The sequence below is a fragment of the Flavobacterium tagetis genome (assembly GCF_016735615.1).
GTDB classification, from domain to species: Bacteria; Bacteroidota; Bacteroidia; order Flavobacteriales; family Flavobacteriaceae; genus Flavobacterium; species Flavobacterium tagetis.
The window spans coordinates 854383-879932 of record NZ_JAERSF010000001.1 but is presented as its reverse complement, the minus strand read 5'-3'; the positions used below and the strand labels follow the sequence as shown (position 1 = coordinate 879932).

Genomic DNA, 25550 nt, shown 5'->3' with positions numbered 1-25550 from the left:
TTTAGTTTCCAAAGTATATTTGTGATGCAATCGAGAATTTAAAATGAAAGAGAAGATTATAGCAAAAGCAAGCGAGTTATTTTTAAAGCTTGGTTTTAAGAGTGTTACAATGGACGATATTGCGGGTGAAATGTGTATTTCGAAAAAAACGATTTACAAGTATTTCTGCAATAAAGAAGTTCTGATTGAAGAAAGCACTTCGCTGGTTCATGGCCAGGTACACGAAATCATGGATACGATTATTGCAAAGAATTTTAATGCTATTCATGAGAATTTTGAGATCAGAGAAATGTTTCGTGACATGTTTAAAAATAATATAGACACGTCTCCAATTTATCAGTTAAAGAAGCATTATCCTGAAATCTATCAAAATATTCTTTCATTCGAAATTGATCAATGTACACAGCTTTTTAGAGAAAACATTGAAAAGGGAATTCGTGAAGGTCTTTACAGAAGCGATTTGAATGTAGAGGTTTATGTTAAGTTTTATTATACACTGGTTTTTCATATAAATGAAAATACAGTTTCTGAAAGTGAAGCACAAAGAATTGAGCTGGAAGCATTAGAATATCATACGCGCGCAATGGCTACTGTAAAAGGAGTAGAGGAATTGGAAAAGCAGCTAAAAAGAATAAATAATTAATTCATCCAAATATATTTAATCGTCATTATTCTGAGTGAGGATGGAAAATGACGGTACTATCTCAAAATTTAAAAAATAAATATTTAACTACTTATGAAAAGAATCCTTCTTATATTTTTGTGCACCATTGGCTTGTCTGTCAACGCACAAACCACTTTAACCCTGAAAGACGCGGTCAATTATGCGCTTCAAAATAAAGCCGATGCTAAAAAAGCTAAGCTTCAGGTAGAGAATAGTGAGTATCAGATTCAGGAAATACGTTCGAGAGCTTTACCGCAAATTAGCGCAAACGGAAGTTTAACGTATAATCCGGTAATTCAGACCACAGTTATCGACGGTGCAGGTTTTGGACAGCCAGGAACTACAATTCAGGCAGCATTTGGACAGAAATGGACATCAACTGCAGGACTTTCTTTAACTCAAGCATTATTTGATCAATCTGTTTTTACAGGTTTAAGAGCTGCAAAGACGACTCGTGAGTTTTATCAGATAAATGATCAATTGACAGAAGAACAAGTTATTGAAAGAGTTGCAAATAACTACTATTCAGTTTATGTACAAAGAGAAAGACTTATTCTATTAGATAGTAACTATGTAAATACACAAAAAGTTCGTGATATCGTGCAAGGACAGTTTAATAACGGTTTAGCTAAAAAAATTGACTTAGATCGTATTATCGTAAAAATGTCTAATATTGATACAGATCGTCAGCAGGTTAAAAATCAGATCGAGTTACAGGAAAATGCATTAAAGTTTTATATGGGTATGCCAATTGAAACTCAAATCGTTATGCCAAAAGAAGAATTTGAAGTTGTGCCAGCTGCTTTAACACAAGAGCCAAATATTGAAAACAGAACAGAATATTTACTTTTGAAAAAACAAGAAGAACTTTTAGTATTCAATAAAAAAGCTGTTGAAGCAGGTTATTATCCTACACTTTCATTATCTGCAGGTTACAATTATATCGGACAAGGACCTGAAATGCCTTGGTTTGCAAAACCAGATAAAGGAGTTTATTGGTCAGATTTCTCTGCAATTGCTTTAAACCTACACGTGCCAATCTTTACAGGTTTCGGAACTCGTGCAAAAGTAAGACAAGCAGATGTTCAAATCAGAGAGTTACAAGAAGACATCAAAGATACAAAACTTTCTCTTGATTTAGATTATAGAAATGCAATGACACAGATTAATAATAATCTTGTAACTATCGAAAATCAGAGAGAAAATATGCGTTTGGCGTTAGAAATCTTAGGAAACACCAAAAACAATTATCTTCAAGGTTTAGCATCTTTAACCGATTTGCTAGATGCAGAAAACGCATCACTTGAAGCTCAAAATAACTTTACAAGAGCAGTTTTAAATTATAAAATTGCCGAAATATCTCTAATCAAATCGAAAGGCGAACTTAAATCTCTTACTAAATAACAAATTATTACAATGAAGAAAATAATTATAACAGTCGTAATCATAATTGTAGCTTTTTTTGGAGTTAGCTACATTTTAAATAAGAACAAAGCAGAAAACGAAGCGAAAACTGCTATTGTAGCAGAAAAAAACGCAGCAGTTTCTGTAAAAGTGGCTACAGTAAAAACAGAAGATGTTAACTTAGGTTTTACTGCAAACGGAAACTTCGCACCAATTCAGGAGTTGACTTTCTCTGCTGAAAAATCTGGAAAAGTAATTAGTGTTTTAGTTAAAGAAGGTGACTATGTAAGAGTAGGTCAAACTCTTTTAACAGTAAGAGGTGATGTTATCAATGTAAACGCTCAAGCAGCTGAAGCAGCATATCAAAACGCAAAATCTGATTATGCTAGATATGAAAACGCTTTCAAAACTGGTGGGGTTACAAAACAACAATTAGATCAAGCAAAATTAGCTTTAACTAATGCTCAGTCTAACTACACTCAAGCTAAAATTAATGTTGGAGACACAAGAGTAAAAGCTCCAATTAACGGATACATCAATAAAAAATACATCGAGCCAGGGTCTATTTTAGCTGGAATGCCTGCAACTGCTTTATTTGATATTGTAAATGTTTCTAAATTAAAATTGACTGTTACAGTAAACGAAACTCAAGTTGCTAGTTTAAAATTAGGACAAACTGTAGACATCACAGCGAGTGTTTATCCTGATAAATCTTTTAGCGGAAAAATTACTTTCATCGCAGCAAAAGCAGATGCTTCTTTAAATTTCCCTGTGGAAATTGAAATTACAAACAATGCTAACAACGACCTAAAAGCAGGTATGTACGGAACTGCAAACTTTGGTGCTAAAAACCAAAAACAAAACTTGAAAGTTGTTCCTAGAAATGCATTTGTTGGAAGTGTGAGCAGTAACGAAATTTTTGTTGTAGAAAACGGTGTTGCTAAATTAAGAAAAGTAATTGCTGGAAGAATTTTAGGAGATAAAGTTGAAATTATTAATGGTTTAAATGACGGAGAAACTGTAATTGTTACTGGTCAAATCAACCTACAAGACGGAAATACAGTAGAAATTATTAAATAATTATTTGGCTATAAGCATTAAAGGTATGGGCTATAAGCAATTTCAAAGCTTAAAGCCTATTGCCTACAGCTTAAAGCATAAAGAAAAAATATATGAAATTAGCCGAAATATCCATAAAACGTCCGTCGTTGGTAATTGTATTGTTTACAATTCTGACACTAGGTGGATTATTCAGTTACAGCCAATTAGGCTACGAGCTGATCCCAAAATTTGAAACCAACGTAATTACGGTTTCAACTGTATATCCTGGAGCTTCTCCTAGTGAGGTTGAAAATACTGTAACAAAGAAAATTGAAGATGCGATTGCGTCTCTTGAAAATATCAAAAAAATCGATTCGAAATCTTACGAGAGTCTTTCGATTGTGTCGATCACATTGACTTCAAACGCAAATGTTGATATTTCGATGAACGATGCACAGCGTAAAATCAATGCGATTTTGAGTGACTTGCCAGATGATGCAGATCCGCCGTCATTGACTAAATTCTCTTTGAGTGATTTACCAATTATGACGCTTGGTGCGAATGGTAAAATGGACGAAGCAGCTTTCTACGATTTGATCGATAAAAAGATTGCTCCAGTTTTATCTCGTGTACAAGGGGTTGCTCAGGTAAACATTATTGGTGGTCAAGAGCGTGAGATTCAGGTAAACCTTGATGCAGTAAAAATGCAAGGTTACGGACTTTCAGTTCCGCAGGTGCAACAGACAATCTTGAGTTCAAACTTAGATTTCCCTACAGGTAACATCCAGACTCGTAATCAAAAAATCTTAATCCGTTTAGCGGGTAAATATAAAAATGTTGACGAATTAAGAAACTTAGTAGTTTCTTCTCAAAACGGAATTCAAATTCGTTTAGGAGATATCGCTGATGTTCAGGATACTCAAAAAATCGCGGAGAAAATTGCGCGAGTAGATCAAAAAAGTGCGATTGTACTTCAAATTGTAAAACAATCAGATGCAAATGCCGTTGCGGTAAGTGAGCAATTGATTAAAACAATTAAAACGTTAGAGAACGATTATAAATCGGCTCAATTAAAATTAGAAGTAGCAAAAGACAGTACGGTCTTTACTCTTGAAGCAGCAGATTCTGTTGTACATGACTTGTTAATCGCGGTTATTCTGGTAGCATTCGTAATGTTGTTCTTCTTGCACAGTATTAGAAACTCATTAATCGTAATGGTATCTATTCCAGCATCGTTGATTGCAACATTTATTGGAATTTACTTATTAGGTTACACGCTTAACTTAATGTCTTTACTTGGTTTATCTCTTGTAGTTGGTATCCTTGTGGATGACGCGATTGTGGTATTGGAGAATATTTACCGACACATGGAGATGGGTAAAAGCCGAATTCGTGCTGCTTATGATGGAACTGCCGAAATTGGTGCAACTGTAACTTCGATTACATTAGTAATTGTGGTAGTGTTCTTGCCAATTGCAATGAGTACAGGATTGGTATCGAACATTATTACACAATTCTGTGTTACGGTAATTATATCAACGATGTTCTCATTATTGGCTTCGTTTACCATCATTCCTTGGTTGTCTTCTCGTTTTGGAAAATTAGAGCATATAGAAGGTAAAAATCTTTTCGGAAGAATTATCCTTGGATTTGAAAGCTACTTGACTCGTTTTACTGATTGGGTGTCTAATTTATTAAACTGGTGTTTAGATCATTATGTTAAAACAATGGTTGTTATTGTTGTAATGTTCTTTGGTACGATCTTCTGGTTAATGGGAGGTGGATACATTGGAGGAGAGTTTTTCGCATCATCTGATAGTGGTGAGTTCTTAGTGCAAATTGAGATGCCAAAAGATGCTTCGTTAGAGCAAACCAACTTTATGACACAAAAAGCAGAAGCTTTCTTAAAAGGGGAGAAATATGTTTTCAGCCAAATTACAACTGTTGGTCAAACCAGTGAAGGTTTAGGAGCTGCTCAGGCAACTGCATACAAAGCAGAGATTGACGTTAAAATGATTGATCAAAAAGATCGTACAGATGATGCCAACGTATATGCTGCAAAAGTGAAACGTAAACTAGAAAAAGTTTTAGTTGGTGCAAAAGTAAAAACAGTTCCAGTAGGTATCTTAGGTACTGCTGAGGATGCAACTTTAGGTTTGATCGTAACAGGTCCGAACGTAGAAAGTGCCATGAAATTTGCTAAACTTGCCGAAGCAGAATTACGTACAATTCCTGGAACAACCGAGATTAAATTAACAGTTGAGGACGGAAACCCTGAGATCAACGTTCAGGTTGACAGAGATAAAATGGCTGCGTTAGGATTAACACTTCAAACAGTTGGTTTAACCATGCAGACAGCTTATAGTGGTAATACGGATGGTAAATTTAGAGCTGGTGAATATGAGTATGACATCAACATTAAATACAACGAATTTGATAGAAAAAACATCACAGACGTTAGTAATTTGATTTTCATAAACAATGCAGGCCAGCAGATTAAATTAAACCAATTCGCAACTATTACAGAAGGTTCTGGACCAAGTAAATTAGAGCGTAGAGATAAAACAGCTTCTGTAACTGTACAAGGTCAGAACGTTGGGGTTCCAGCAGGAACAATCGTTCAGCAATGGCAAGCAAAATTAGATAAATTGCAAAAACCAACAGGAGTTAATTACATCTGGGGGGGTGACCAAGAGAACCAATCTGAAGGATTTGGTACTTTAGGAATCGCATTATTGGCCGCTATTATTTTGGTTTACCTTGTAATGGTTGGATTATATGACAGTTTCGTTCACCCGTTTGTCGTATTATTTGCTATTCCGCTTTCGTTCATTGGAGTTTTATTTGCACTAGCATTAACAAACAATACTTTAAATATATTTACTATCTTAGGGGTAATCATGTTGATTGGTCTGGTGTGTAAGAATGCGATCATGCTTGTGGATTATACCAATCAGCGAAGAGCAGCTGGAGAGTCAATCAGAAACGCTCTAATCCAAGCAAACCACGCTCGTTTACGTCCGATCTTGATGACGACAATTGCGATGGTATTTGGTATGTTCCCAATTGCACTAGCATCTGGAGCAGGAGCAGAGTGGAAAAACGGATTGGCTTGGGTAATTATTGGAGGTTTGATCTCTTCATTATTCCTAACGTTAATCGTGGTTCCGGTAATCTATGATATTATGGAGAAAATCATTAAAAAATTCTCTAAAGGAGAAAAAATCGACTACGAAGCAGAAATGCATGCTGATTATGTGCATACTGAATTAAGCGAAGACGGTTTTAATCCAAAACACACTCATTAATAGTTTTAATTTTTGATAGTGAAATTCCGAGCCCGAATTCGGAATTTCACAATAAAAAATCCCAGATTCTTTTAAATTGGAATTTGGGATTTTTTTATTGTTAATTGAAAAATCTGTTTATTTGCATCACCTTACAAAAATTATTATGCTACAAAAAGACAAGTCAGCAGCGATTGGTTTTATTTTCATAACTATGTTAATAGACATTACAGGATGGGGAATTATTATTCCTGTAATACCAAAATTAATCGAAGAATTGATTCACGGAGATATCAGCGAAGCAGCAAAAATAGGTGGCTGGTTGACTTTCGCGTATGCGATAACTCAATTTGTATTTGCTCCTGTAATTGGAAATTTGAGTGATAAATATGGTAGAAGGCCAATTATCTTGATTTCCCTTTTCGGATTTTCGTTAGATTATCTATTATTAGCATTTTCACCAACCATTATCTGGCTTTTTATCGGAAGAATTATTGCAGGAGTTACAGGAGCAAGCATTACAACTGCTTCAGCGTATATTGCTGATGTCAGTACGGCCGAAAACAGAGCAAAAAACTTCGGTTTAGTAGGAGCCGCTTTTGGATTAGGATTTATCATCGGACCCGTTATTGGCGGACTTTTAGGTCAGTATGGCTCTAGAGTTCCTTTTTATGCGGCGGCAGTTTTGTGTATGTTAAATTTCCTTTATGGATTTTTCATTCTGCCAGAATCGCTTAAAAAAGAAAATCGCAGACCATTCGATTGGAAACGTGCCAATCCAATAGGAGCCATTTTAGGATTAAGAAAACACCCAACATTAATAGGTTTAATTGTAGCGATATTTCTTTTATATGTAGGTTCTCATGCCGTACAAAGCAATTGGAGTTTCTTCACTATTTACCAATTTAATTGGGACGAAAGAATGATCGGAATTTCGTTAGGAATAATCGGTTTATTGGTCGGCGTTGTACAAGGCGGATTAGTGCGTTATATCAATCCGAAAATTGGAAATGAGAAAAGCATTTACATTGGTTTAGCTTTATATACCATCGGAATGCTATTGTTTGCTTTTGCAACAGAAAGCTGGATGATGTTTGTGTTTTTAATTCCGTATTGCCTTGGCGGAATTGCTGGTCCAGCATTGCAATCTGTCGTAGCAAGTAAAGTCGAACCAAGTGAACAAGGAGAAATTCAAGGAACTTTGACTAGTTTAATGAGTGCTTCATCAATTATTGGTCCACCAATGATGGCCAATACATTTTACTTTTTCACTCATGATGATGCGCCATTTAAGTTTGCAGGAGCGCCTTTTATTTTAGGAGGAGTTTTAATGTTGTTGAGTACAGTAGTTGCTTATTTTTCATTGAAAAAACATGTCATTCCGAAAACAGAAATTAATAATTAAGGAATAGTATAAAACTAAAAAGTCTTCATTTTAATGAAGACTTTTTTATTTGGAATTTGGAATTTGGAATTTGGAATTTGGAATTTTTCTACTTAAGGTACAAATAATGATTAAAATAATCAATAATCGCTTTTCCTTCCAATAAAACATCAGCGCCGATAATACCGTGAACAGGTTTAGCTTTAAAAGACTGTAAAGCTTCATTAACATGCGAAAGATCAAAAATTACGATGCTAAAATTTTTGCTTTTCCAGCTTCCTAATTGTAATTTATTTTGAGACGAAATCTGTGTTGTCATTCCGGTTCCTCCAGCTCCAGAAGCTTTTGTTTTAGAGTTTTTTGCAGCAAGCTCAAAACGTTCAATAGACTCAAAACCCACGCAAGTATTTGATGCGCCTGTATCTAAAATGAAATTGCCAGAAACGCCATTTATTTTGGCTTTTATCTGCAGATGCTGAGTTTTAGTGATTTTAAACTTTATTTTTTTGTACTTCTCTATTTTGAGAATTTCGTGAAGATTTTCCATTCTTGTAATGTTGAAACCCAAAAATAAAGCAATTACATCCAAAAAACTAATGATACAGGAGATATAATTTGGAGACTTTTTTAGATTTTCTAGGGTTTCTCATTTTATTCAGTAATAAATTGGTAACTTTCTATTTCGTTTAATTTTTTTTAAAAATAATCGACTTTTTTAGTGTATATGCGGTTGATTATGATGTTGTTACTTCTTGTTTTTTAAATTTGTAAGATTCTTTTTTTTAAATTAGCTATAAAATGTTTTTTATGGATCTAAATAAAATTCATCCAGATCAAAAATATATCGACGGAATTGTTGCTAATAATTCTGTGGTTATTGAAATGATTTATAAAAAATTTGCTCCGAAGGTGGTTCAGTTTATTACTAATAATTCTGGCGACAAAGAAGATGCTCAAAATGTAATTCAGGAAATTATGATTTTGTTGTTTGATCAAGCAAAAGCAGATCAACTGCAATTAGATTGTCCTTTTGATGCTTGTTTTTTTTCATTATGCAAAAGGCATTGGCTTAGAGAATTAGAAAATTCAACGCATAAAAAAGTTCCTATTTACGAAAATGTTGTTTCCAGAAACGAATCGGCGCATGGGCTAATTGAGCAAATCGAAGCATTTGACCAAAAGCAAAAGAAGCACAAAATTTTCAATGATTATCTTCGAGATGAACTAGATATTGGCGAAAAAAATAGTCTGGAGAAACGTTTATCAGATGACAAAGCTCTTCTCTCTGAATTTGAAAACTTTAAAGAAATTTATCTTCAAAAAGAAAATCAATTAGAGACAGAACCAGATCGCCTCTCTTTTATAGAAAACTTGACTAAAATTTCGGACAAATACTTCAATAAAAAGAGACATAAAGTAGCATCGCTTAAGCCTTGGTATTTTGCTGCGGCGATATCTGTAATTGTTATGTTTGGTCTATTTTTTTTCGATTATCGACATTATCCTAATTTTGAAGATTACAGCAATCCAGAAAGTGCTTATTTTACAGAAAGAGGTGTATCTGAAGCAATTTTAAAGCAAGCTGAGAATAATTTCAACGGAAAAAGATATGAAACCGCGATTCCGATTTTTGAAATGATTTTGAAAGAAAACAATTCAGACGAAATTAAATATTTCTATGCCGTTTCATTATTGCAAGTAAGCAAATACGTAAAAGCAGAAAACATTTTTAAAGAATTGGAAGCAGGGAATTCTGTTTATAAAGAAAAAGCAAAATGGAATCTAGCTTTATCTAAGCTAAAACAAGGAAAGTATAAAGAATGTAAAGCAGTTTTAGAAACCATTTCGCAGGATTATGAAGATTATGAAGATGTGGAACATTTACTAGAAGAATTGGAATAAATTGTTATTATTAAGAAAAATTTTATCCTTTTACGGGAAACCTCAATCGAATTTGGAATTTTAGCTCTAAATTCGATTTTCTTTTTAAAAGAATTTGCTCCAAAGACAATTTAAACCAACCAAAAACCAAATGAAAAAAGTTACGCTGATTTTACTTCTTATTTTTTCTCAAACTATTTTTAGCGCCGCTAAAATTACAGAGACAGAAAAACTTGCCGCGACTTGTAAAGTTTGGGGATTCTTAAAATATTATCATCCTGCTGTTGCTGCTGGAAAAACAAATTGGGATGAGCAACTTTTTACAATATTACCAAAAGTAGAAAGCGCTTCAACAAAAGAAGAATATGCTACAGTAATAGAAAAGTGGATTGATGAATTGGGAAATATTCCAGAAAATAAACCCCAATTAGATGACCCGAAGAGAGATTATTTTAATAAAAATCTAAATTTAGATTGGACACAACAAGAAAAGCTGTTTTCAAAAAGTCTTTCAAGTAAATTGAAATTTATTGAAGAAAATAGGTTTCAGGGTTCAAATTATTATGTTAACAGAGAAGGGAAAGGCATAGCTCTTCAGTTTATAAATGAACCAGAATATGCACAATTTAATTGGACAGATAAAAATTTACGTCTTTTAGGTCTATTCCGTTTCTGGAATTATGTTGAATATTTTTTTCCATACAAATATGTAATGGATCAGAATTGGGATGAAGCTCTTATAGAAATTCTGCCCCATGTTTCGGATCCAAAGTCTGAAAAAGAATTTGTATTGGCAATGCGAGAAATCTCAATAAAACTTAACGATTCGCATGCATCAACAATGAGCGCAAATATGATTAAATATTTAGGCGGTGAAAAATACCCCGCATTTGGCGCTAGATTGGTAGATAACAAATCGGTGATTGTAAGTGTAGCTAATGACTCGTTGGCTAAAATTGATGATTTAAAAATTGGAGATATTATTACAAAACTTGATGGAGTAAGTATTAAAGAAAAAGCAGAAGAATTCTCAAAGTATATGCAGGGTTCAAATAGGGCTGCTGCAGATTTGAATTCTGGTTTTGTAATGTTTACAGGCAATAACGATGAATTTGAAATTGAATTTATTCGAAATAATATCACTTCTGTTAAAAAAGTACATCGTTATCCAAACGAAAAAATTAAAAGAACGCCACCCAAAAGTGTTGCAAAATGGGAAATACTAGAAAACAATATTGGTGTGGTAAGAATGAGTAAAGTGCCAAAAGAAGAGATTGCAGGTATGATGGAAGAATTAAAAAACACTAAATCTATTATTTTTGATGTGAGAGCCAGACCAACTTACACAGATTTTTTAGTTAGTGATTATTTAAATTCAGAACCTAAACCAATCTTGAGATTGCTTTATCAAGATTTAAGTTATCCTGGACGTTATTACTTTAATAATGAAATGCAGGAGTGCGGAAAAATCAATACAGATTATTACAAAGGAAAAGTAATTGTTTTAGTAGGTTCGGGAACACATAGTTTTGGTGAGCAAACAGCAATGAGTCTTCAAACAGCTCCAAATGCAACAGTTATTGGCACACAAACATCAGGAGCAGATGGACCAAATTATTATTTTACAATTATAAAAGGATTCGATTCCAGTTTTACTTCCGCGGGTGTTTTTTATCCAAATAAAAAAGAAACCCAACGTGTAGGAATTGTACCAAATATTACAGTAAAACCAACAATTTTAGGTGTTCAACAAGGCAAAGACGAGGTTTTGGAACGCGCTTTGCTATATATAGAAAATGGAAAATAAAGCTTGTTTGTTGTACTGAAGCACGAGGGATCGCACTAGCTGATCGAGAGAAAAAATGGGGGTTTTCTCCTCGAAGCTTCTTGTGAGGTCCTTCGTTCATCAGAATAACTAAATTAGGTGATTATTGTTCTGGCCTTTGTCAAAGTTCTAATCTTTGACAAAGGTTTTTTATTTTTAGCTAAACAGAAATCCGTATTCATAGCGTCTGCGCGAAGTGAATCCGTTAAATCCACGTCCCTTAATCTCTACGAAATTGCTATTCTTTTAATATTGTCGTAATTTTGACGCTTTAAAATTACAAACTTGAATTCAACACCTATTATTACCGATACCCACACGCATTTGTATTCTGAAGAATTTGATCAGGATCGTGAAGCAATGATTCAACGCGCTATTGATGCCGGAATTACTCGTTTTTTTATTCCTGCAATCGATGCTGCGGCAACTCAGTCTATGTACGATTTGGAGAAAAATTATCCTGAAAATATATTCCTAATGATGGGTTTGCATCCTACTTACGTAAAAGATAATTATCTGGAAGAATTGGCGCATGTGGAAACAGAATTGTCTAAAAGAAAATTCTACGCTGTCGGTGAAATCGGAATCGATTTGTATTGGGATAAAACGCATTTAAAAGAACAGCAAATTGCTTTTAAAAGACAAATTCAGCTGGCAAAACAGTACAAATTGCCAATTGTAATTCATTGCAGAGAAGCTTTTGATGAAATCTTTGAGGTATTAGAAGAAGAAAAATCTGAAGATTTATTTGGGATTTTTCATTGTTTTTCCGGAACTTTAGAACAAGCAGAACGTGCTATTTCTTACAAAATGAAATTAGGAATTGGCGGTGTTGTTACGTTTAAGAACGGAAAAATCGATCAGTTTTTAAATCAAATCGATTTAAAACATATCGTTTTAGAGACAGATTCTCCTTATTTAGCACCAATTCCGTATAGAGGAAAAAGAAATGAAAGCAGTTATTTAGTCAATGTTATAGCTAAATTAAGCGAAATTTATAGTGTTTCTGCCGAAGAAATTGCAGCCATTACAACGCAAAATTCAAAAGACGTTTTTGGTATTTAACTTAAGCCTTACAAAACTTTAATTTTTTTTTTGTTCTTTTGCCCACTTAAACCCAAATAAATAATGCAGAGATTTGATGCCATTCGACCGTTTTATGATTCCGAAATAAATGAAGCACTTCATGGTGTGGTTAATCATCCTATGATGAAAACCATGATGAACTTTACATTTCCGGATGTAGAAGATGAGGTTTGGAAGGAACAATTAAAGAAAACACATTCTATTCGTGATTTTCAGTGCAACTTTATTTACAATACAATCCAGAAAGTTTTAGAAAAAAGCTCTGAAGGCCTTACAACTTCAGGTTTTGAAAAACTGGAACCTAATACTTCTTATCTGTTTATCTCCAACCATAGAGATATTCTTCTAGATACTACATTACTGAATGTTTGTTTATTTGAACACGGTTTAGTGATGACCGCTTCGGCAATTGGTGACAATTTGGTGAAGAAAGCTTTCTTGGCAACTTTAGCAAAATTAAATAGAAATTTTTTGGTTTTAAGAGGACTGACGCCTCGTGAAATGCTGCAAAGTTCAAAGCTATTGTCTGAATATATGGGACAATTATTGCTTCGCGAAAATCGTTCGGTTTGGATTGCACAAAGAGAAGGAAGAACAAAAGATGGAAACGACGAAACCAATCCAGGAGTTTTAAAAATGATTGGAATGGGGTCTGATGAAGAAAACTTAATGGATTATTTTAAGAAATTGAGAATTGTTCCGGTTTCTATTTCGTATGAATATGATCCGACTGATGTTTTGAAAATGCCGCAATTAATGGCAGAAGCAAATAACGAAGTCTATGTAAAAGACAAAAATGAAGATTTCATGACCATTATAAGCGGTATCATGGGAACTAAAAAAAGAATACATATTTCTGTTGGCGATGTTCTAGATACAGAAATCGATCAGATTGTGGCTGAAAATGACAATGCAAATAAGCAAGTTCAGGCTTTGGCACAAACGATTGATGATGTTATTTTGAAAAACTACCAATTATGGCCGACAAATTTTATTGCTTACGATATTTTAAACGAAACAGATAAATTCGCTCACAAATACAAAGAGAGTGAAAAACAGCTTTTTGAGCGTCGTTTAGAAATGAGAATCGGAAGCGATAATCCTGTGACAAGACAAGGATTTTTAGCGATGTACGCCAATCCTGTTGTCAACAAATTAAAATACCAAGATGTCATCTAAAGCAAAAATATTATTGGTTTATACCGGAGGAACCATCGGGATGAGCAAAGATTTTGAAACAGGAGCGCTTAAAGCCTTCAATTTTGGTAAATTGATTCAGAAAATACCAGAAATTAAACAATTGGACTGCGAAATCGAATCGATTTCATTTGAACATCCAATTGATTCTTCGAATATGAATCCTGAAATGTGGACTAAAATCGCCACTATTATCGAGGAAAATTACAGCGCTTATGACGGATTTGTGGTACTTCACGGATCAGACACCATGTCGTATTCGGCTTCGGCATTGAGTTTTATGCTGGAGAATTTGTCAAAACCAGTGGTGTTTACAGGTTCGCAACTTCCAATTGGAGATTTGCGTACTGATGCTAAAGAAAACCTGATTACAGCAATTCAGATTGCTTCGCTTTTAGAAGACGGAAAACCTGTTATTAATGAAGTTTGTCTGTATTTTGAGTACAAATTGTACCGCGGAAACAGAACTTCTAAAGTAAATGCAGAACATTTTAGAGCTTTTACAGCACCAAATTATCCTGAATTGGTAGAATCTGGTGTTCATTTAAAATTAAACAGACATTTATTTCTTCCAAAAAATAAAGATGCAAAGCTGATTGTTCATAAGAATTTAGACAATCATGTTGCCATCATTAAAATGTTCCCTGGAATGAGCGAAGTAGTTTTAGCTTCTATCCTTTCTACTAAAGGATTGCGAGGAATTATTCTAGAAACTTACGGTTCTGGAAATGCTCCAACCGAAGATTGGTTTTTGAACTTAATAGAAAAAGCCATCAAATCAGGAATGCATATTGTAAACGTAACCCAATGTTCTGGCGGAAGTGTAAATATGGGACAATATGAAACCAGTACAGCTTTAAAATCTCTTGGCGTTATTTCTGGAAAAGACATTACAACAGAAGCCGCAATTACAAAATTGATGTATCTGCTTGGGCATAATATTCCTCAAAACGAGTTTAAAGATATTTTTGAAACGGCACTTCGCGGAGAAATATCATAGATTTAAATTACAATAGAAAAATTCCAAATTCCAAAAGTAGAAGATGGGTTTGGGATTTTGTTGAAAATTTCCTTTAATCGTTTCAGTTAGTCATCCTGACGAAGGAAGGATCACACAAGAAATTCGACAAAAATTGGCGCCATTAGGAACGGAGTTCCTAGCGAAGATTTCTCCTTACGTCGAAATGACAAGATTGCGGGTAATTGGAATTTGGAATTTTTTAAAACTTGGAATTTCTATATTCCACAGGACAAGTTTCCAATTCATCAGAAGCTTTGTGTTTCTTGTAATACAAGTACACTATCACAGAAAGAATACAGATAACGCCTTGAAGCGCAACAGTAGCTCTTACACCTATAAAGTGAGAAACATAACCAATAATTAAACTTCCCACAGGAATCATTCCCTGATATGCCATCATATAATAACTAATACTTCTAGAACGCATGCTCACAATACTATGCGTTTGAATGTAAATATTGATAGAAGAAGTTTGTCCCATCATTCCGATTCCGCTCAAAGTCATACAAATCAATGCAATTGTAATACTGCTTGAAATCGCTAGAATAATAATGCTAAATCCTAACAATAAGCTGGCAGCAATCATTAGTTTTCCCATATTCTCAGCCGATTTTAAATTGGCTAAATAGATTGCAGATATAACAGAACCAATTCCGGCAGCGCTTTCGAACCAGCTGAAAGTTTCGGCATTTCCGCTAAAAATATCTTTTGCAAAAACGGGCATTAATGTATTAAAAGAAATTACGAATAAACTACTGCAAGTTAGCATCAAGAGCATTCTTGCCATTTCGGTTTCTTTTTTCACATAATCAAGTCCTTCTATAAGATCGTCGAGCATTTTAAGTTTATTTTCGGCTTTGATATGCGGTGTGATTTTCATCATCATTAGCGAAATCAAAACAGGAACATAACTCACAAAGTTTCCGATAAAACAGATATCTTCTCCATATTGATGCAGAATAATTCCCGCAAGCGCAGGACCCGCGATTCTGGCAAAGTTGTTCATAGTCGAGTTAAGCGCAACTGCGTTTGGAAGATCTTCTTTATTGTCGACAATATCAATCATCATGGTTTGGCGGCAAGTCATATCAAAAGCATTGATGATTCCTTGAATTAAACTCAAAGCCAGAATAAAATTGATATTATAAATTTTGAGATAAATCAGTAAAGCTAAAGTTCCTGCCTGAAGCATAGCAAGAGATTGTAAAAACAAAATAGTTTTATGTCTGTCGTAACGTCCAATAATACTTCCTGCAAGAGGTGCTAGAAACAAAGACGGAATCATGCTTAAAAAAGTCGCCAACCCCAATAAAAATACTGATCCTGTTATACTGTAAACCATCCAGCTTACGGCAGTTTTCTGCATCCAAGTTCCGATAACTGAAACAGATTGTCCGTAAAAGAATAACTTGAAATTTCTTGATTTTAAGGCTTTAAACATAATCTTTATTATTTGATACAAAGGTCGGAATTATGATTTCATTAGAAAAATTAATAATTTTACTGATAATAAGTAGTAAAACTTATCAATATGGAAATTTATCAACTGCAATATTTTATTAAAACGGCTGAGATTTTGCACTTTACCAAAGCCGCAGAATTATGTTTTGTAACGCAATCGGGACTTTCACAGCAAATAAAAAAACTCGAAGAAGAACTCGGAATGCCATTGTTTAAGCGAATTGGCAAGAAAGTTCAATTGACAGAAGCGGGAGCTGTTTTTCTGATTCATGCCAAAAAAGTGGTCGAAAATGTAGAAAACGGAAAACAGGCCATTGAAGATTTAAACGAAATGATTGGTGGAGAACTCCGAATTGGTGTAACCTATATTTTCGGATTATTAATTTTGCCCGTTGTAAACGCCTTTGCCAAAAGATATCTGAATTTAAGAATAATTGTAGAATATGGTACAACAGAAGCTTTAGAACAAAAACTGATTAATAATGAATTGGATTTGGTTCTGGTCATTTCATCACACGAAATTGGTCCACCAATCCAGAAAGTGCCTTTGTTTACTTCAAACATGGTTATGGCGGTTTCAAAATCGAACTCTTTAGCTGAATTAGAAAAAATACCATTTAAGAAATTAGATGAAGTACCGTTGATTCTTCCGGGAAAAGGTTCCAATTCAAGAGAATATGTTGAATTGCTATTTGCAAAACACAACATGAACCCAAAAATTTCGATAGAATTAAACTCGATTCATGCGTTATTGCAAATGGTAGAAAACAGCGATTGGGCAACCATTGTAGCCGAAAAAGCATTGAAAGGCTGGGAGCATAGCCTAAAAGCCATTCAGATTACAGGAGTCGTAACCAAGCGAGATTCGTTTATGCTGACAATTGGCAGTTACCAAAAAAAGGCAGTTAAATTGTTTATGGAAGAATTTCGAAAAAGTATAAACGAATCTTAATTTTACTTTTTAAACTCAATTTTTTTTGTGTTATTTGCAGACCAAAATAGAAAGGTGTCCGAGTGGTTTAAGGAGCTAGCCTGGAAAGCTAGTATATGGGTAACTGTATCGAGGGTTCGAATCCCTTCCTTTCTGCAAATTTTAATTAAAATAATACCAAACCTCGAAATGTATATTTCGAGGTTTTTTTATTAATTGTCTCTATTGCCAAATTATAAACTACAATATCAACGCCCAAAAAACTTATTGAACAAAAACTTTGGGCAGTTTCGATTTTACAATATTTGCATGGGAAAATCAGCGACAATCAATTTCAGGATTATATATTACGAACACCTTTCGAAAAATCTGTTGAACAATGTCTCAAAAATTTAAAAATAAATATCGAATTCCATCTTCGCGATTGCAAAATTGGGATTATGGTGCAAATGGTGCTTATTTTATAACTATTTGTACTAAAAATAGGGAATTTTATTTTGGAGATATTATTGATTCTAAATTGGAGGCATCGGAATTAGGAATATTGGCAGAAAAATATTGGTTAGATATTCCAGAACATTTTCCGTATGTCGAATTGGGTAATTTTGTGATTATGCCAAATCACGTTCATGGGATTTTAATTATCGATAAAAACGCATCGGTTTCCGTAGAGACGCGATTAATCGCGTCTCTACCCGAAACAATATATAAAACAGGTGGTTTTGCTGGGAATAAAAACCCCATGTTGCACGATAATATTTCGAGAATTATAAGATGGTATAAAGGAAGATGTTCTTTTGAGATGAAAAAAATACATGCAGATTTTGGTTGGCAACCGCGTTTTCATGATCATATCATTAGAAATGAAAAATCTTTTGAAACCATACAAAATTATATAGAAAACAATCCGTTGAATTGGGATAAAGACAAATTTTATGGAAAATAGAACAAAAAACAATCCGTAGAGACGCGATTAATCGCGTCTCTATTTTTTAGAGAGATTATTCGATTAAAATAGAATCAGTTTTGAAGATATTGATTTAGAACAAAAAGAGTTTGATGATTATAAATCAAAAAATCTTGATTCATCAGATCTTGCAAAAAATCTAAAATAAGAAAAAATCACAAAAACATAGTCCTAAAAAGTTATTTTCAAAATACGGTTTTCCACATTATTTTGTTCGGGAAATATTATATATTTGGCTCCTGTGTAATATAAATAACTTAATGGATTTACCTCCTTATTCGCCAGGATTGCATAAACTGGTTACTCTACATGTCGATCAAACTTTGAAGCTTACTAGTAGCAAAGGTTTTGTTGCAGTTACCAATTCTATTTTAGAAAAATATGAACTTGAGAAGGTTGGGGCAGTTGTTCATGATTTTGAGAATGATAGTTTCACGATTTCCTATTGCCTAAAAGAATCACATATTTGTATACACACTTGGCCAGAATATAATCAGTTGACTTTGGATGTTTATTTGTGCAACTATCTTCAGGATAATGCACATAAAGTGCGTGCCGTTATGGCTGATTATGTTGCCTATTTTGAAGCGGAAATTATTAAAGATTTTGAAATTAACCGATAAGATATGAAGATTCCTTGTTACGATTGTAATACAGAAACCGAGTTAGAGGTTGGTTTTGAAGTTATCAATTTTGTTTGTCCAAAGTGCCATAGTTTATATGCTCGAGATGATGAGGGAAAGTTTAGAAGAAAAAACAAGTATAAATCTGAAGGGACTGACGCTCCTTTGGCAATTGGTGATATCGGATTTTTAAAAGGAAGCAATTATAAGGTAACTGGAATCTTGTTTAAAAGTGTTCAAAGTTATAAATGGACCGAATTTATTCTTCAAAACGATAAAAAGGAGTTCCTTTATCTCTCGCTTTCGCAAGGCCATTGGATTTTATTAACTGAAATGGAAGAGACTTTTAATGTTAAGTCGCATCCTTTGGTTTTAGAGCATGATGGGGAGGATTATGATATTTATGATTATTCGAATACCCAAATCATTAATGCAGAAGGTTTTTTTGATTTCGAACTTCCGCAGAATACCATAATTCATGTCGTTGAGTATATAAGGCCTCCTTATATGATTTCTATTGAATCTTTGCATAAGGTCGATACAGCATTTTATGGTGAGTACATTAAAAAAGAAGATATTAGGAAAGCATTTAAGAAAGTTTTTCTGCCATATAAGTTTGGCGTAAACATTATTCAGCCTTCGATGTTTGATCTTAGAAATACGGCAATAATTTTCTGTTTTATCGCTTTATTAATTATTATTTCAAATTGGTTAATTTATAGAGACCAGCCTGAACAAAATGTTTTTTCGAAATCAATAAGATTTAGTGAATTTAATAATAAAGAAATAACTAGCGAAGCTTTTGTTTTAAATGGAGGTTCGGCTCCAATGACAATCAAGGTTTCTTCAGATGTTGATAATTCGTGGGCGAATCTTAATATTGCTTTGGTAAACGAAGATAACGGTGATGAAATTTATGCAAGTAAAGACATAGAATATTATCATGGTTATTCGGAAGGAGAGTCCTGGATAGAAGGAAGCCAGTCTGAGAAGTTTAATATTTGTGGCGTAAAAGCGGGTAAATATCATCTTTTAATCACGCCAATGAAGGCTCCGGAAGATGCTACTAATACTGAAATGCGTGTAAATGTGATCTGGAACCAATCTTCTAGCAGAAATGTTTGGCTGGTTATTATTGGTATGATTGCCATTTATTTTATAATACGATTTTTTAAATTGAGTTTTGAAAGAGATAGATGGGCTGACAGCTCGTATTCTCGCTACCAAGATTAAACAAATTATGAAAAGAATTTTCGATTTTATACGCAACAATATCACATCCTTACTTATTGGGTTTGCTTGCTTTGGTGTCTACCTGTATTTTACTATTGCTGGAAATAGAATCTGCGATTGTGAATCGACAGAAAATTATAAATCAACAACGAGCGGAAGCCGTTCATCATACAATCATTTTTACCACAAATAAAAACTATCAAATATGGAATTATTTCACGCACAGCCAATAGTAAACTCAATTCTTTATTCTTTTTTAGGAATAGTTATTTTGCTAATCGGTTATTATATTATCGAAAAACTGACTCCAGAGAATACTTGGAAAGAAGTTGTAGAAAAAAATAATATTGCTGTTGCCATTGTTTTGGCAGCATTTATCATCGGAATTTCCATGATTATTAGTGCCGCAATTCATGGGTAAAAAGTTTCTTAGGTTTGAATTTCTTTTACTTTTTGCTGTATTTATAATTGCCACTTGCGGACTAATTTATGAATTGGTTGCGGGAACTTTGGCGAGTTATTTACTAGGCGATTCTGTAAAGCAGTTTTCATTTATTATTGGCGTGTACCTGTTTTCGATGGGTATAGGCTCTTTTTTTTCAAAGTTTTTTCATAAGAATCTGCTCAACACTTTTGTAGAAATCGAAATCTTGGTCGGACTTATTGGAGGTCTGAGTTCTGTGGTTTTGTTTCTGCTTTTTGAAAATGTGGGCTCTTTCCAGTTCATTTTATATTTATTTGTTTTCGTAACGGGATTTTTAGTCGGATTGGAGATTCCACTTTTAATGAATATTTTAAAAGACAGAGTAGAGTTTAAAGATCTAGTTTCAAATGTTTTTACATTTGATTACATCGGTGCTTTGCTGGCATCAATTTTATTCCCGTTAGTTTTAGTTCCGAAATTAGGAATCATGGGAACTTCTCTTTTCTTCGGAATGATTAATGTAAGTATCGCTATTGTTCTTTGTTTTTTGTTAAAGAGAGAACTAAAAAGCGTTTATTTTTTGAAAGCAAAGGCCATTTTCTCTTTTGTATTATTACTGGCTGTTTTTATTTTCTCGAATGATATTCTAGCCTATTCAGAAGGGAAATTGTATGGAGAGAATATCATTTATACGAATTCGACACCTTATCAGCGTATCGTTTTAACGCATAATAAGAGCGATTACAGGCTTTATTTGAATAATAACCTACAATTCAGTTCTGCAGACGAATATCGTTACCACGAGGCTCTTGTGCATCCTGTAATGTCGATGGCTAAAAGCGTTAAAAATGTTTTGGTTTTAGGCGGAGGCGACGGTCTCGCGGTTCGTGAAATCCTGAAATACAAAGACGTTCAGAAAGTGACTTTGGTAGATTTGGATGAAGGAATGACAAAGCTGTTCAAAACCAATACGGTATTGACGAATTTCAATCAGAATTCGTTGAATAACACTAAAGTTACAGTAATCAATACTGACGCTTATATTTGGGCGAAAAATAACAAAGAGAAATACGATATTGCGATAATCGATTTTCCGGATCCGTCCAATTATAGTTTAGGGAAATTGTATTCGCTTAATTTTTATCAAACTATAAAAACCATTTTACAGCCAGATGCAGCGGTTGTTATACAAACCACATCGCCTTATTTTGCGCCTAAATCATTTTGGTGCATTAATAAAACGGTAATGCAGGTTTTTCCGCAAGTTGATGCATATCATGCTTATGTACCTTCGTTTGGCGAATGGGGTTATACGATTGCGATAAACGGTTTTGGTACGACTTTTAATTCTGTAAACCGAAAAGCAGACGGATTGAAATTCTATAATTATCAATTCGACCGATTTAATTATTTTACGAATGATATGATTTCGAACCAAATAGAAATCAATCGTTTAGACAACCAGATTTTAGTACGCTATTTTGATGAAGAGTGGGGAAAACTGCAATAAATCCAGAAGGGGTTTTATAAAAGTAGTTGGTGCGGCGTTAATTGCGGTTCCGTTTCTGCAATTTTGTTCTGATAAAATTGCCGTACTGATGATTCGTTTATCGGGCACTAAGCACTTGCTTGGGCATCGTTTATGGATTAAAGATTTTCCTAAACCAACTAAGAAAATTGAAATTCCATATTTGATTGTTGGCGGTGGAATTTCGGGTTTAAGCGCGGCGCGTCAATTCCATAAAAAAGGAATTTCAGATTTTTTGGTCGTAGAATTGGAAAATCATTTAGGTGGAAATTCTTCCAACGGAGAAAATAAATATTCTAAATATCCTTTGGGCGCGCATTATTTGCCATTGCCGAATTTTCAGGATAAAGAACTGCTTCATTTTCTGGAAGAAGAAAAGATAATTCAAGGTTATGATGAAAAAGGCTTTCCTGTTTTTGATGAATTACAATTGACTTTCGCGCCTGACGAACGTTTGTTCTATAAAAATAATTGGCAGGAAGGTGTTGTTCCTAAAGAAGGAAATTTGATTTCTGATGATTTAGAGTTTGATAAATTCTTCAAAAAAATGGATGCGTTTAGAACTGCCAAAGGAGAAGATCAGAAGTATTTGTTTGATATTCCGCTTTATCTTTCTTCTAAAGACGAAAAGACGAGAGCCTTGGATAAAATCACCATGAAACAATGGTTTAAAGACAATCATTTTACGTCTGAACCTTTGTTTAATTATATCGATTATTGCTGCAAAGACGATTTTGGATTAGGAATCGAATACGTTTCGGCTTGGGCAGGAATTCATTATTTTGCAGGAAGAAAACAAGATTCTACCCCCGAAAAGCACGACAGCGTTTTAACGTGGTCCGAAGGAAATGCACGTTTGGCTAATCATTTGAAAAAATATACGAAAGACAAATCGTTGAAAAATCATTTGGTTTATGAAGTTAAAATAGAGAATAATAAGGTTAATGTAAAAGCTTTTGATGATGTAAAGAAAACCTCGGTTGAAATTATTGCCGATAAAGTGATAATGGCTTCTCCGCAGTTTGTAAACCAATATTTGATTGAAGACAGAAAAGTGTTTACCAAAGATTTTCATTACACGCCTTGGCTTTTGGCAACGCTGATTGTAAACGATTTATCGGATAATTTTAGTTTTCCGCTTTCTTGGGATAATGTCATTTATGATGCAAAAGGTTTGGGATATGTTTACGATCAGCATCAGACTGTAAATCAGATTCAGGATAAAAAAGTGATTACATACTATTATAGTTTTTCTTCGGCTGATTTGAAGAAAACTAGAAAAGAGCTTTATAAAAAAGACAAAGAATACTGGAAACATTTTGTTTTGAATGATTTAAAAGTCGCGCATCCTGATATTGAAGAATGTGCAGAAGATATTGAAGTGTTTTTATTAGGTCACGGAATGATTTCGCCTGCGCCAGGTTTTATTTTTGGAGAATCAAAAAAGCAGGCTAAACAGAATATTGAAAATAAGATCTATTTCGCGCACAGCGATTTATCAGGAATTTCGATTTTTGAAGAAGCTTTTCATCAAGGAATTAATGTTGTAAATGAAATTGTAGATGGAACAACCTTGGATTCATAAACCCAAAACCGATTTGGCTTTTATAATTGGTCCGTCATTTTTTGTATTGGCGATCATTTTTATTTTTCAGGATTATATCGCTCAGATTGAAGAAAATTATTCTTTTTACACTTGGCTTTTTTTGATTGTTTTTATAGATGTGGCGCACGTTTATGCAACATTATTCAAAACTTATTTTGTTGCTGATGAGTTTCAGAAACAAAAACGAAGATTGATTCTTTTGCCACTTTTTTGTTTCGTAACCGGAATTGTACTTTTCTCCTTTGGGAGTTTAGTTTTTTGGTCGTTTCTGGCTTATGTGGCTGTTTTTCATTTCATTAGACAGCAATATGGCTTTATGAGATTATACGCCAGAAAAGAAATGAAGACCAAAATTTCGGTTTGGATTGATAATCTGACGATTTATGCTTCAACGGGATACCCAATGCTGTATTGGTTTTTTTCGTCAAAGCGAAAGTTTAACTGGTTTGTAGAAAATGAGTTTTTTAGATTTGAAAACCAAAGAATTCTAGAAATCCTGTTTTGGATTTACATTGCAATTTTGATTCTGTATGTCGTCTATACCGCTGTAAAATCTATTCAAAGCCGTTTTTTTAATATTCCGAAAAACAGCATTATTCTAGGAACTGCGCTTTCTTGGTACTTCGGAATCGTCTATTTTAATGATGATTTGATTTTTACTTTATTGAATGTCGTTTCGCATGGAATTCCGTACATGGCTTTAGTTTATTTTAAAGAAATTGATGGAAAATCTGATGAAGAATTAGGACGATTGTCTTTTTTGAAACAATACAGAGGACTTTTAATTTATATTGGAATTTTGTTTTTAATTGCCTTTTCGGAAGAATTTCTTTGGGAACTTTTTGTTTGGAATGAGAATATTAGCGTTACTAATCTTGATTTTTCGAGTTGGCAGATTTTGTTAGTTCCTTTGCTGACGGTTCCTCAGTTTACGCATTATTTGTTGGATGGGTTTATTTGGAAATCGAAGAAGTAGGGTTCTCTGTTTCTTTTGAAAATGATACGATCTAATCTAGCCCCGATAGAAACGATATCCTTTTGTTCTGGGGTTCAGAACAAAAGATATAGTGAATAGCGGGACTAAAGATGTTTTGAAAATGAGTGGTTCTGCTTCTAAAAAAACTAAACCATTTCGGTTTTCATAACGATTTCTTCTTCAATGGCGTTCCAAAGTGCGATACGTCTTTCTAATGCAAGAACTGAAACTTCTTCGACTTCTTTCCATTTTTGGGCATCGTCTTCGCATAATTCTGTAATCATCTGCATGGCCATTGGTCCATGTTCGTCGGCATCCAATTCAATATGTCTTTCAAAATAATAAAGCAATTTTGTTAGATCTGTATCTGGAAGGTTTTTCTGGAAATTCTTTAAAATTTGAGTAAACATGCTCGGAATCAAATCTTCTCTCCCAAAAGTAAATGCTGCTGCAATCTCGTGTGGTTTTCCTTCTTCGATAACTCTAAAAGTAAAGTCCAAAAACGATTTTACATTTGGGTGCAGCGAACTTTGTTTGATGGCAACAAATATATTGTGAAGCGAATGCACTTCTGATAAAAAGCTTAAAACTCCAGTTGTATTTGCTCCACACGCTTCCATAGCTTCTAGATACATTTCGTAATGGCTTTGCCTTCTTCCATCAATTGTCAAATCGGTTTCTTCTGCAAGAACAATTTCATTAATTAAATAACGAGTTTCTGGGTTTTTGGTTGCAAACCAAGGTGTTGTGGTGCAGGTAAGTTTAGCTTGCAAGGCTTTTAAAAGTGACATAAAATCCCAAACAGCATAAACGTGAGTTTCTAGAAAGCTGTGTAAGTCATCTATGTTTTGAATCTTATTGTATAAAGAGTGGTTTAGTAGTTGGTCTTTTTGTGATTGTATGCTTTTGTTTATCGTTTCGATATTCATTTTAAAAAATTTTGATGCAAAGATAAAAAGCTTCTCCGTCAAGAAGAAGCTTTTTAGATTGATTTTGTGTATATTTTAATAA

22 protein-coding genes and 1 tRNA gene are annotated in these 25550 nt (G+C 33.9%); 20 read left to right on the top strand and 3 right to left on the bottom strand.

The genetic code is table 11. The features are described 5' to 3' along the window. The first annotated feature begins 43 nt into the window (after positions 1-43). The 5 genes from JI750_RS03840 (at position 44) to JI750_RS03820 (ending at position 7801) form a co-directional block, all read left to right on the top strand. Entirely contained in the window at positions 44-643 is a 600-nt protein-coding gene (locus tag JI750_RS03840; RefSeq protein WP_201999041.1) for a TetR/AcrR family transcriptional regulator, read from the top strand. Positions 644-736: 93 nt separating this feature from the next. Further along, the gene (locus JI750_RS03835) at positions 737-2068 is read left to right on the top strand and encodes a TolC family protein (protein ID WP_201999040.1); all 1332 of its coding nucleotides are present in this window, start codon (positions 737-739) and stop codon (positions 2066-2068) included. Positions 2069-2080: 12 nt separating this feature from the next. Then, positions 2081-3148, top strand: a complete 1068-nt coding sequence (locus JI750_RS03830) for an efflux RND transporter periplasmic adaptor subunit (RefSeq protein ID WP_201999039.1) — start codon at positions 2081-2083, stop codon at positions 3146-3148. Between the two features lie 92 nt (positions 3149-3240). Continuing rightward, positions 3241-6417, top strand: a complete 3177-nt coding sequence (locus tag JI750_RS03825; RefSeq protein WP_201999038.1) for an efflux RND transporter permease subunit — start codon at positions 3241-3243, stop codon at positions 6415-6417. Between the two features lie 145 nt (positions 6418-6562). Continuing rightward, positions 6563-7801: a TCR/Tet family MFS transporter gene (locus tag JI750_RS03820; protein ID WP_201999037.1), complete on the top strand. Its 1239-nt coding sequence runs from the start codon at positions 6563-6565 to the stop codon at positions 7799-7801. A gap of 88 nt (positions 7802-7889) precedes the next feature. Here JI750_RS03820 and JI750_RS03815 read toward each other — a convergent pair whose 3' ends face one another. Continuing rightward, positions 7890-8327, bottom strand: a complete 438-nt coding sequence (locus tag JI750_RS03815; RefSeq protein ID WP_201999036.1) for a retropepsin-like aspartic protease — start codon at positions 8325-8327, stop codon at positions 7890-7892. A gap of 260 nt (positions 8328-8587) precedes the next feature. Here JI750_RS03815 and JI750_RS03810 point away from each other — a divergent pair, with 260 nt between their 5' ends. The 5 genes from JI750_RS03810 (at position 8588) to JI750_RS03790 (ending at position 14769) form a co-directional block, all read left to right on the top strand. Further along, positions 8588-9682 (top strand): CDC27 family protein, encoded by a 1095-nt coding sequence (locus JI750_RS03810; RefSeq protein ID WP_236672969.1) that lies wholly within the window; start codon positions 8588-8590, stop codon positions 9680-9682. Between the two features lie 130 nt (positions 9683-9812). After that, entirely contained in the window at positions 9813-11468 is a 1656-nt protein-coding gene (locus JI750_RS03805; protein ID WP_201999035.1) for a S41 family peptidase, read from the top strand. 303 nt (positions 11469-11771) lie between these two features. Further along, positions 11772-12551, top strand: a complete 780-nt coding sequence (locus tag JI750_RS03800) for a TatD family hydrolase (protein WP_201999034.1) — start codon at positions 11772-11774, stop codon at positions 12549-12551. 63 nt (positions 12552-12614) lie between these two features. Beyond that, positions 12615-13751 carry a 1-acyl-sn-glycerol-3-phosphate acyltransferase gene (locus JI750_RS03795; RefSeq protein WP_201999033.1) on the top strand — a complete coding sequence of 379 codons (1137 nt, stop codon included), beginning with the start codon at positions 12615-12617 and terminating at the stop codon, positions 13749-13751. Further along, positions 13741-14769: an asparaginase gene (locus JI750_RS03790; RefSeq protein ID WP_201999032.1), complete on the top strand. Its 1029-nt coding sequence runs from the start codon at positions 13741-13743 to the stop codon at positions 14767-14769. The genes JI750_RS03795 and JI750_RS03790 overlap by 11 nt, the downstream gene beginning before the upstream one ends. Positions 14770-14989: 220 nt before the next feature. On the opposite strand, the gene JI750_RS03785 is transcribed toward JI750_RS03790, so the two are convergent. Next, complete coding sequence (locus JI750_RS03785; protein WP_201999031.1) at positions 14990-16231, bottom strand: MFS transporter; 1242 nt, start codon at positions 16229-16231, stop codon at positions 14990-14992. Positions 16232-16321: 90 nt separating this feature from the next. On the opposite strand from JI750_RS03785, the gene JI750_RS03780 reads away from it, so the two are divergent. The 10 genes from JI750_RS03780 to JI750_RS03735 all read left to right on the top strand — a co-directional run bounded on the left by JI750_RS03780 (position 16322) and on the right by JI750_RS03735 (position 24539). Continuing rightward, positions 16322-17203: a LysR substrate-binding domain-containing protein gene (locus JI750_RS03780; protein WP_201999030.1), complete on the top strand. Its 882-nt coding sequence runs from the start codon at positions 16322-16324 to the stop codon at positions 17201-17203. 48 nt (positions 17204-17251) lie between these two features. Next, positions 17252-17338 (top strand) — tRNA-Ser (locus JI750_RS03775). Positions 17339-17561: 223 nt separating this feature from the next. After that, the gene (locus JI750_RS03770) at positions 17562-18128 is read left to right on the top strand and encodes a transposase (RefSeq protein WP_201999029.1); all 567 of its coding nucleotides are present in this window, start codon (positions 17562-17564) and stop codon (positions 18126-18128) included. Positions 18129-18409: 281 nt separating this feature from the next. Continuing rightward, the gene (locus tag JI750_RS03765) at positions 18410-18772 is read left to right on the top strand and encodes an S-adenosylmethionine decarboxylase family protein (protein WP_201999028.1); all 363 of its coding nucleotides are present in this window, start codon (positions 18410-18412) and stop codon (positions 18770-18772) included. A 3-nt stretch (positions 18773-18775) separates the two neighbouring features. After that, positions 18776-20005 carry a DUF4178 domain-containing protein gene (locus tag JI750_RS03760; protein WP_201999027.1) on the top strand — a complete coding sequence of 410 codons (1230 nt, stop codon included), beginning with the start codon at positions 18776-18778 and terminating at the stop codon, positions 20003-20005. A 7-nt stretch (positions 20006-20012) separates the two neighbouring features. After that, complete coding sequence (locus tag JI750_RS03755; RefSeq protein WP_201999026.1) at positions 20013-20198, top strand: hypothetical protein; 186 nt, start codon at positions 20013-20015, stop codon at positions 20196-20198. A 12-nt stretch (positions 20199-20210) separates the two neighbouring features. Next, the gene (locus JI750_RS03750) at positions 20211-20426 is read left to right on the top strand and encodes a DUF350 domain-containing protein (protein WP_201999025.1); all 216 of its coding nucleotides are present in this window, start codon (positions 20211-20213) and stop codon (positions 20424-20426) included. Then, on the top strand, positions 20419-21939 hold the full coding sequence (locus JI750_RS03745; protein WP_201999024.1) for a polyamine aminopropyltransferase: 1521 nt from the start codon (positions 20419-20421) through the stop codon (positions 21937-21939). Before JI750_RS03750 ends, JI750_RS03745 begins: the two co-directional genes overlap by 8 nt. Continuing rightward, the gene (locus tag JI750_RS03740; RefSeq protein WP_201999023.1) at positions 21914-23542 is read left to right on the top strand and encodes a flavin monoamine oxidase family protein; all 1629 of its coding nucleotides are present in this window, start codon (positions 21914-21916) and stop codon (positions 23540-23542) included. Before JI750_RS03745 ends, JI750_RS03740 begins: the two co-directional genes overlap by 26 nt. After that, a complete protein-coding gene (locus JI750_RS03735) occupies positions 23520-24539 on the top strand; it encodes a hypothetical protein (RefSeq protein ID WP_201999022.1) in 1020 nt (339 codons plus the stop codon). Before JI750_RS03740 ends, JI750_RS03735 begins: the two co-directional genes overlap by 23 nt. Before the next feature lie 146 nt (positions 24540-24685). On the opposite strand, the gene JI750_RS03730 is transcribed toward JI750_RS03735, so the two are convergent. Further along, positions 24686-25468 carry a DUF3050 domain-containing protein gene (locus JI750_RS03730; protein WP_201999021.1) on the bottom strand — a complete coding sequence of 261 codons (783 nt, stop codon included), beginning with the start codon at positions 25466-25468 and terminating at the stop codon, positions 24686-24688. Between the last annotated feature and the right edge of the window lie 82 nt (positions 25469-25550).

What these genes read in the sequence shown, in the direction of transcription:
- JI750_RS03840 (WP_201999041.1), top strand. Translation starts at nt 44, where the DNA reads ATGAAAGAGAAGATTATAGCAAAAGCAAGCGAGTTATTTTTAAAGCTT.
- JI750_RS03835 (WP_201999040.1), top strand. Translation starts at nt 737, where the DNA reads ATGAAAAGAATCCTTCTTATATTTTTGTGCACCATTGGCTTGTCTGTC.
- JI750_RS03830 (WP_201999039.1), top strand. Translation starts at nt 2,081, where the DNA reads ATGAAGAAAATAATTATAACAGTCGTAATCATAATTGTAGCTTTTTTT.
- JI750_RS03825 (WP_201999038.1), top strand. Translation starts at nt 3,241, where the DNA reads ATGAAATTAGCCGAAATATCCATAAAACGTCCGTCGTTGGTAATTGTA.
- JI750_RS03820 (WP_201999037.1), top strand. Translation starts at nt 6,563, where the DNA reads ATGCTACAAAAAGACAAGTCAGCAGCGATTGGTTTTATTTTCATAACT.
- JI750_RS03815 (WP_201999036.1), bottom strand. Translation starts at nt 8,327, where the DNA reads ATGGAAAATCTTCACGAAATTCTCAAAATAGAGAAGTACAAAAAAATA.
- JI750_RS03810 (WP_236672969.1), top strand. Translation starts at nt 8,588, where the DNA reads ATGGATCTAAATAAAATTCATCCAGATCAAAAATATATCGACGGAATT.
- JI750_RS03805 (WP_201999035.1), top strand. Translation starts at nt 9,813, where the DNA reads ATGAAAAAAGTTACGCTGATTTTACTTCTTATTTTTTCTCAAACTATT.
- JI750_RS03795 (WP_201999033.1), top strand. Translation starts at nt 12,615, where the DNA reads ATGCAGAGATTTGATGCCATTCGACCGTTTTATGATTCCGAAATAAAT.
- JI750_RS03790 (WP_201999032.1), top strand. Translation starts at nt 13,741, where the DNA reads ATGTCATCTAAAGCAAAAATATTATTGGTTTATACCGGAGGAACCATC.
- JI750_RS03785 (WP_201999031.1), bottom strand. Translation starts at nt 16,231, where the DNA reads ATGTTTAAAGCCTTAAAATCAAGAAATTTCAAGTTATTCTTTTACGGA.
- JI750_RS03780 (WP_201999030.1), top strand. Translation starts at nt 16,322, where the DNA reads ATGGAAATTTATCAACTGCAATATTTTATTAAAACGGCTGAGATTTTG.
- JI750_RS03770 (WP_201999029.1), top strand. Translation starts at nt 17,562, where the DNA reads ATGTCTCAAAAATTTAAAAATAAATATCGAATTCCATCTTCGCGATTG.
- JI750_RS03765 (WP_201999028.1), top strand. Translation starts at nt 18,410, where the DNA reads ATGGATTTACCTCCTTATTCGCCAGGATTGCATAAACTGGTTACTCTA.
- JI750_RS03760 (WP_201999027.1), top strand. Translation starts at nt 18,776, where the DNA reads ATGAAGATTCCTTGTTACGATTGTAATACAGAAACCGAGTTAGAGGTT.
- JI750_RS03755 (WP_201999026.1), top strand. Translation starts at nt 20,013, where the DNA reads ATGAAAAGAATTTTCGATTTTATACGCAACAATATCACATCCTTACTT.
- JI750_RS03750 (WP_201999025.1), top strand. Translation starts at nt 20,211, where the DNA reads ATGGAATTATTTCACGCACAGCCAATAGTAAACTCAATTCTTTATTCT.
- JI750_RS03745 (WP_201999024.1), top strand. Translation starts at nt 20,419, where the DNA reads ATGGGTAAAAAGTTTCTTAGGTTTGAATTTCTTTTACTTTTTGCTGTA.
- JI750_RS03740 (WP_201999023.1), top strand. Translation starts at nt 21,914, where the DNA reads ATGAAGAGTGGGGAAAACTGCAATAAATCCAGAAGGGGTTTTATAAAA.
- JI750_RS03735 (WP_201999022.1), top strand. Translation starts at nt 23,520, where the DNA reads ATGGAACAACCTTGGATTCATAAACCCAAAACCGATTTGGCTTTTATA.
- JI750_RS03730 (WP_201999021.1), bottom strand. Translation starts at nt 25,468, where the DNA reads ATGAATATCGAAACGATAAACAAAAGCATACAATCACAAAAAGACCAA.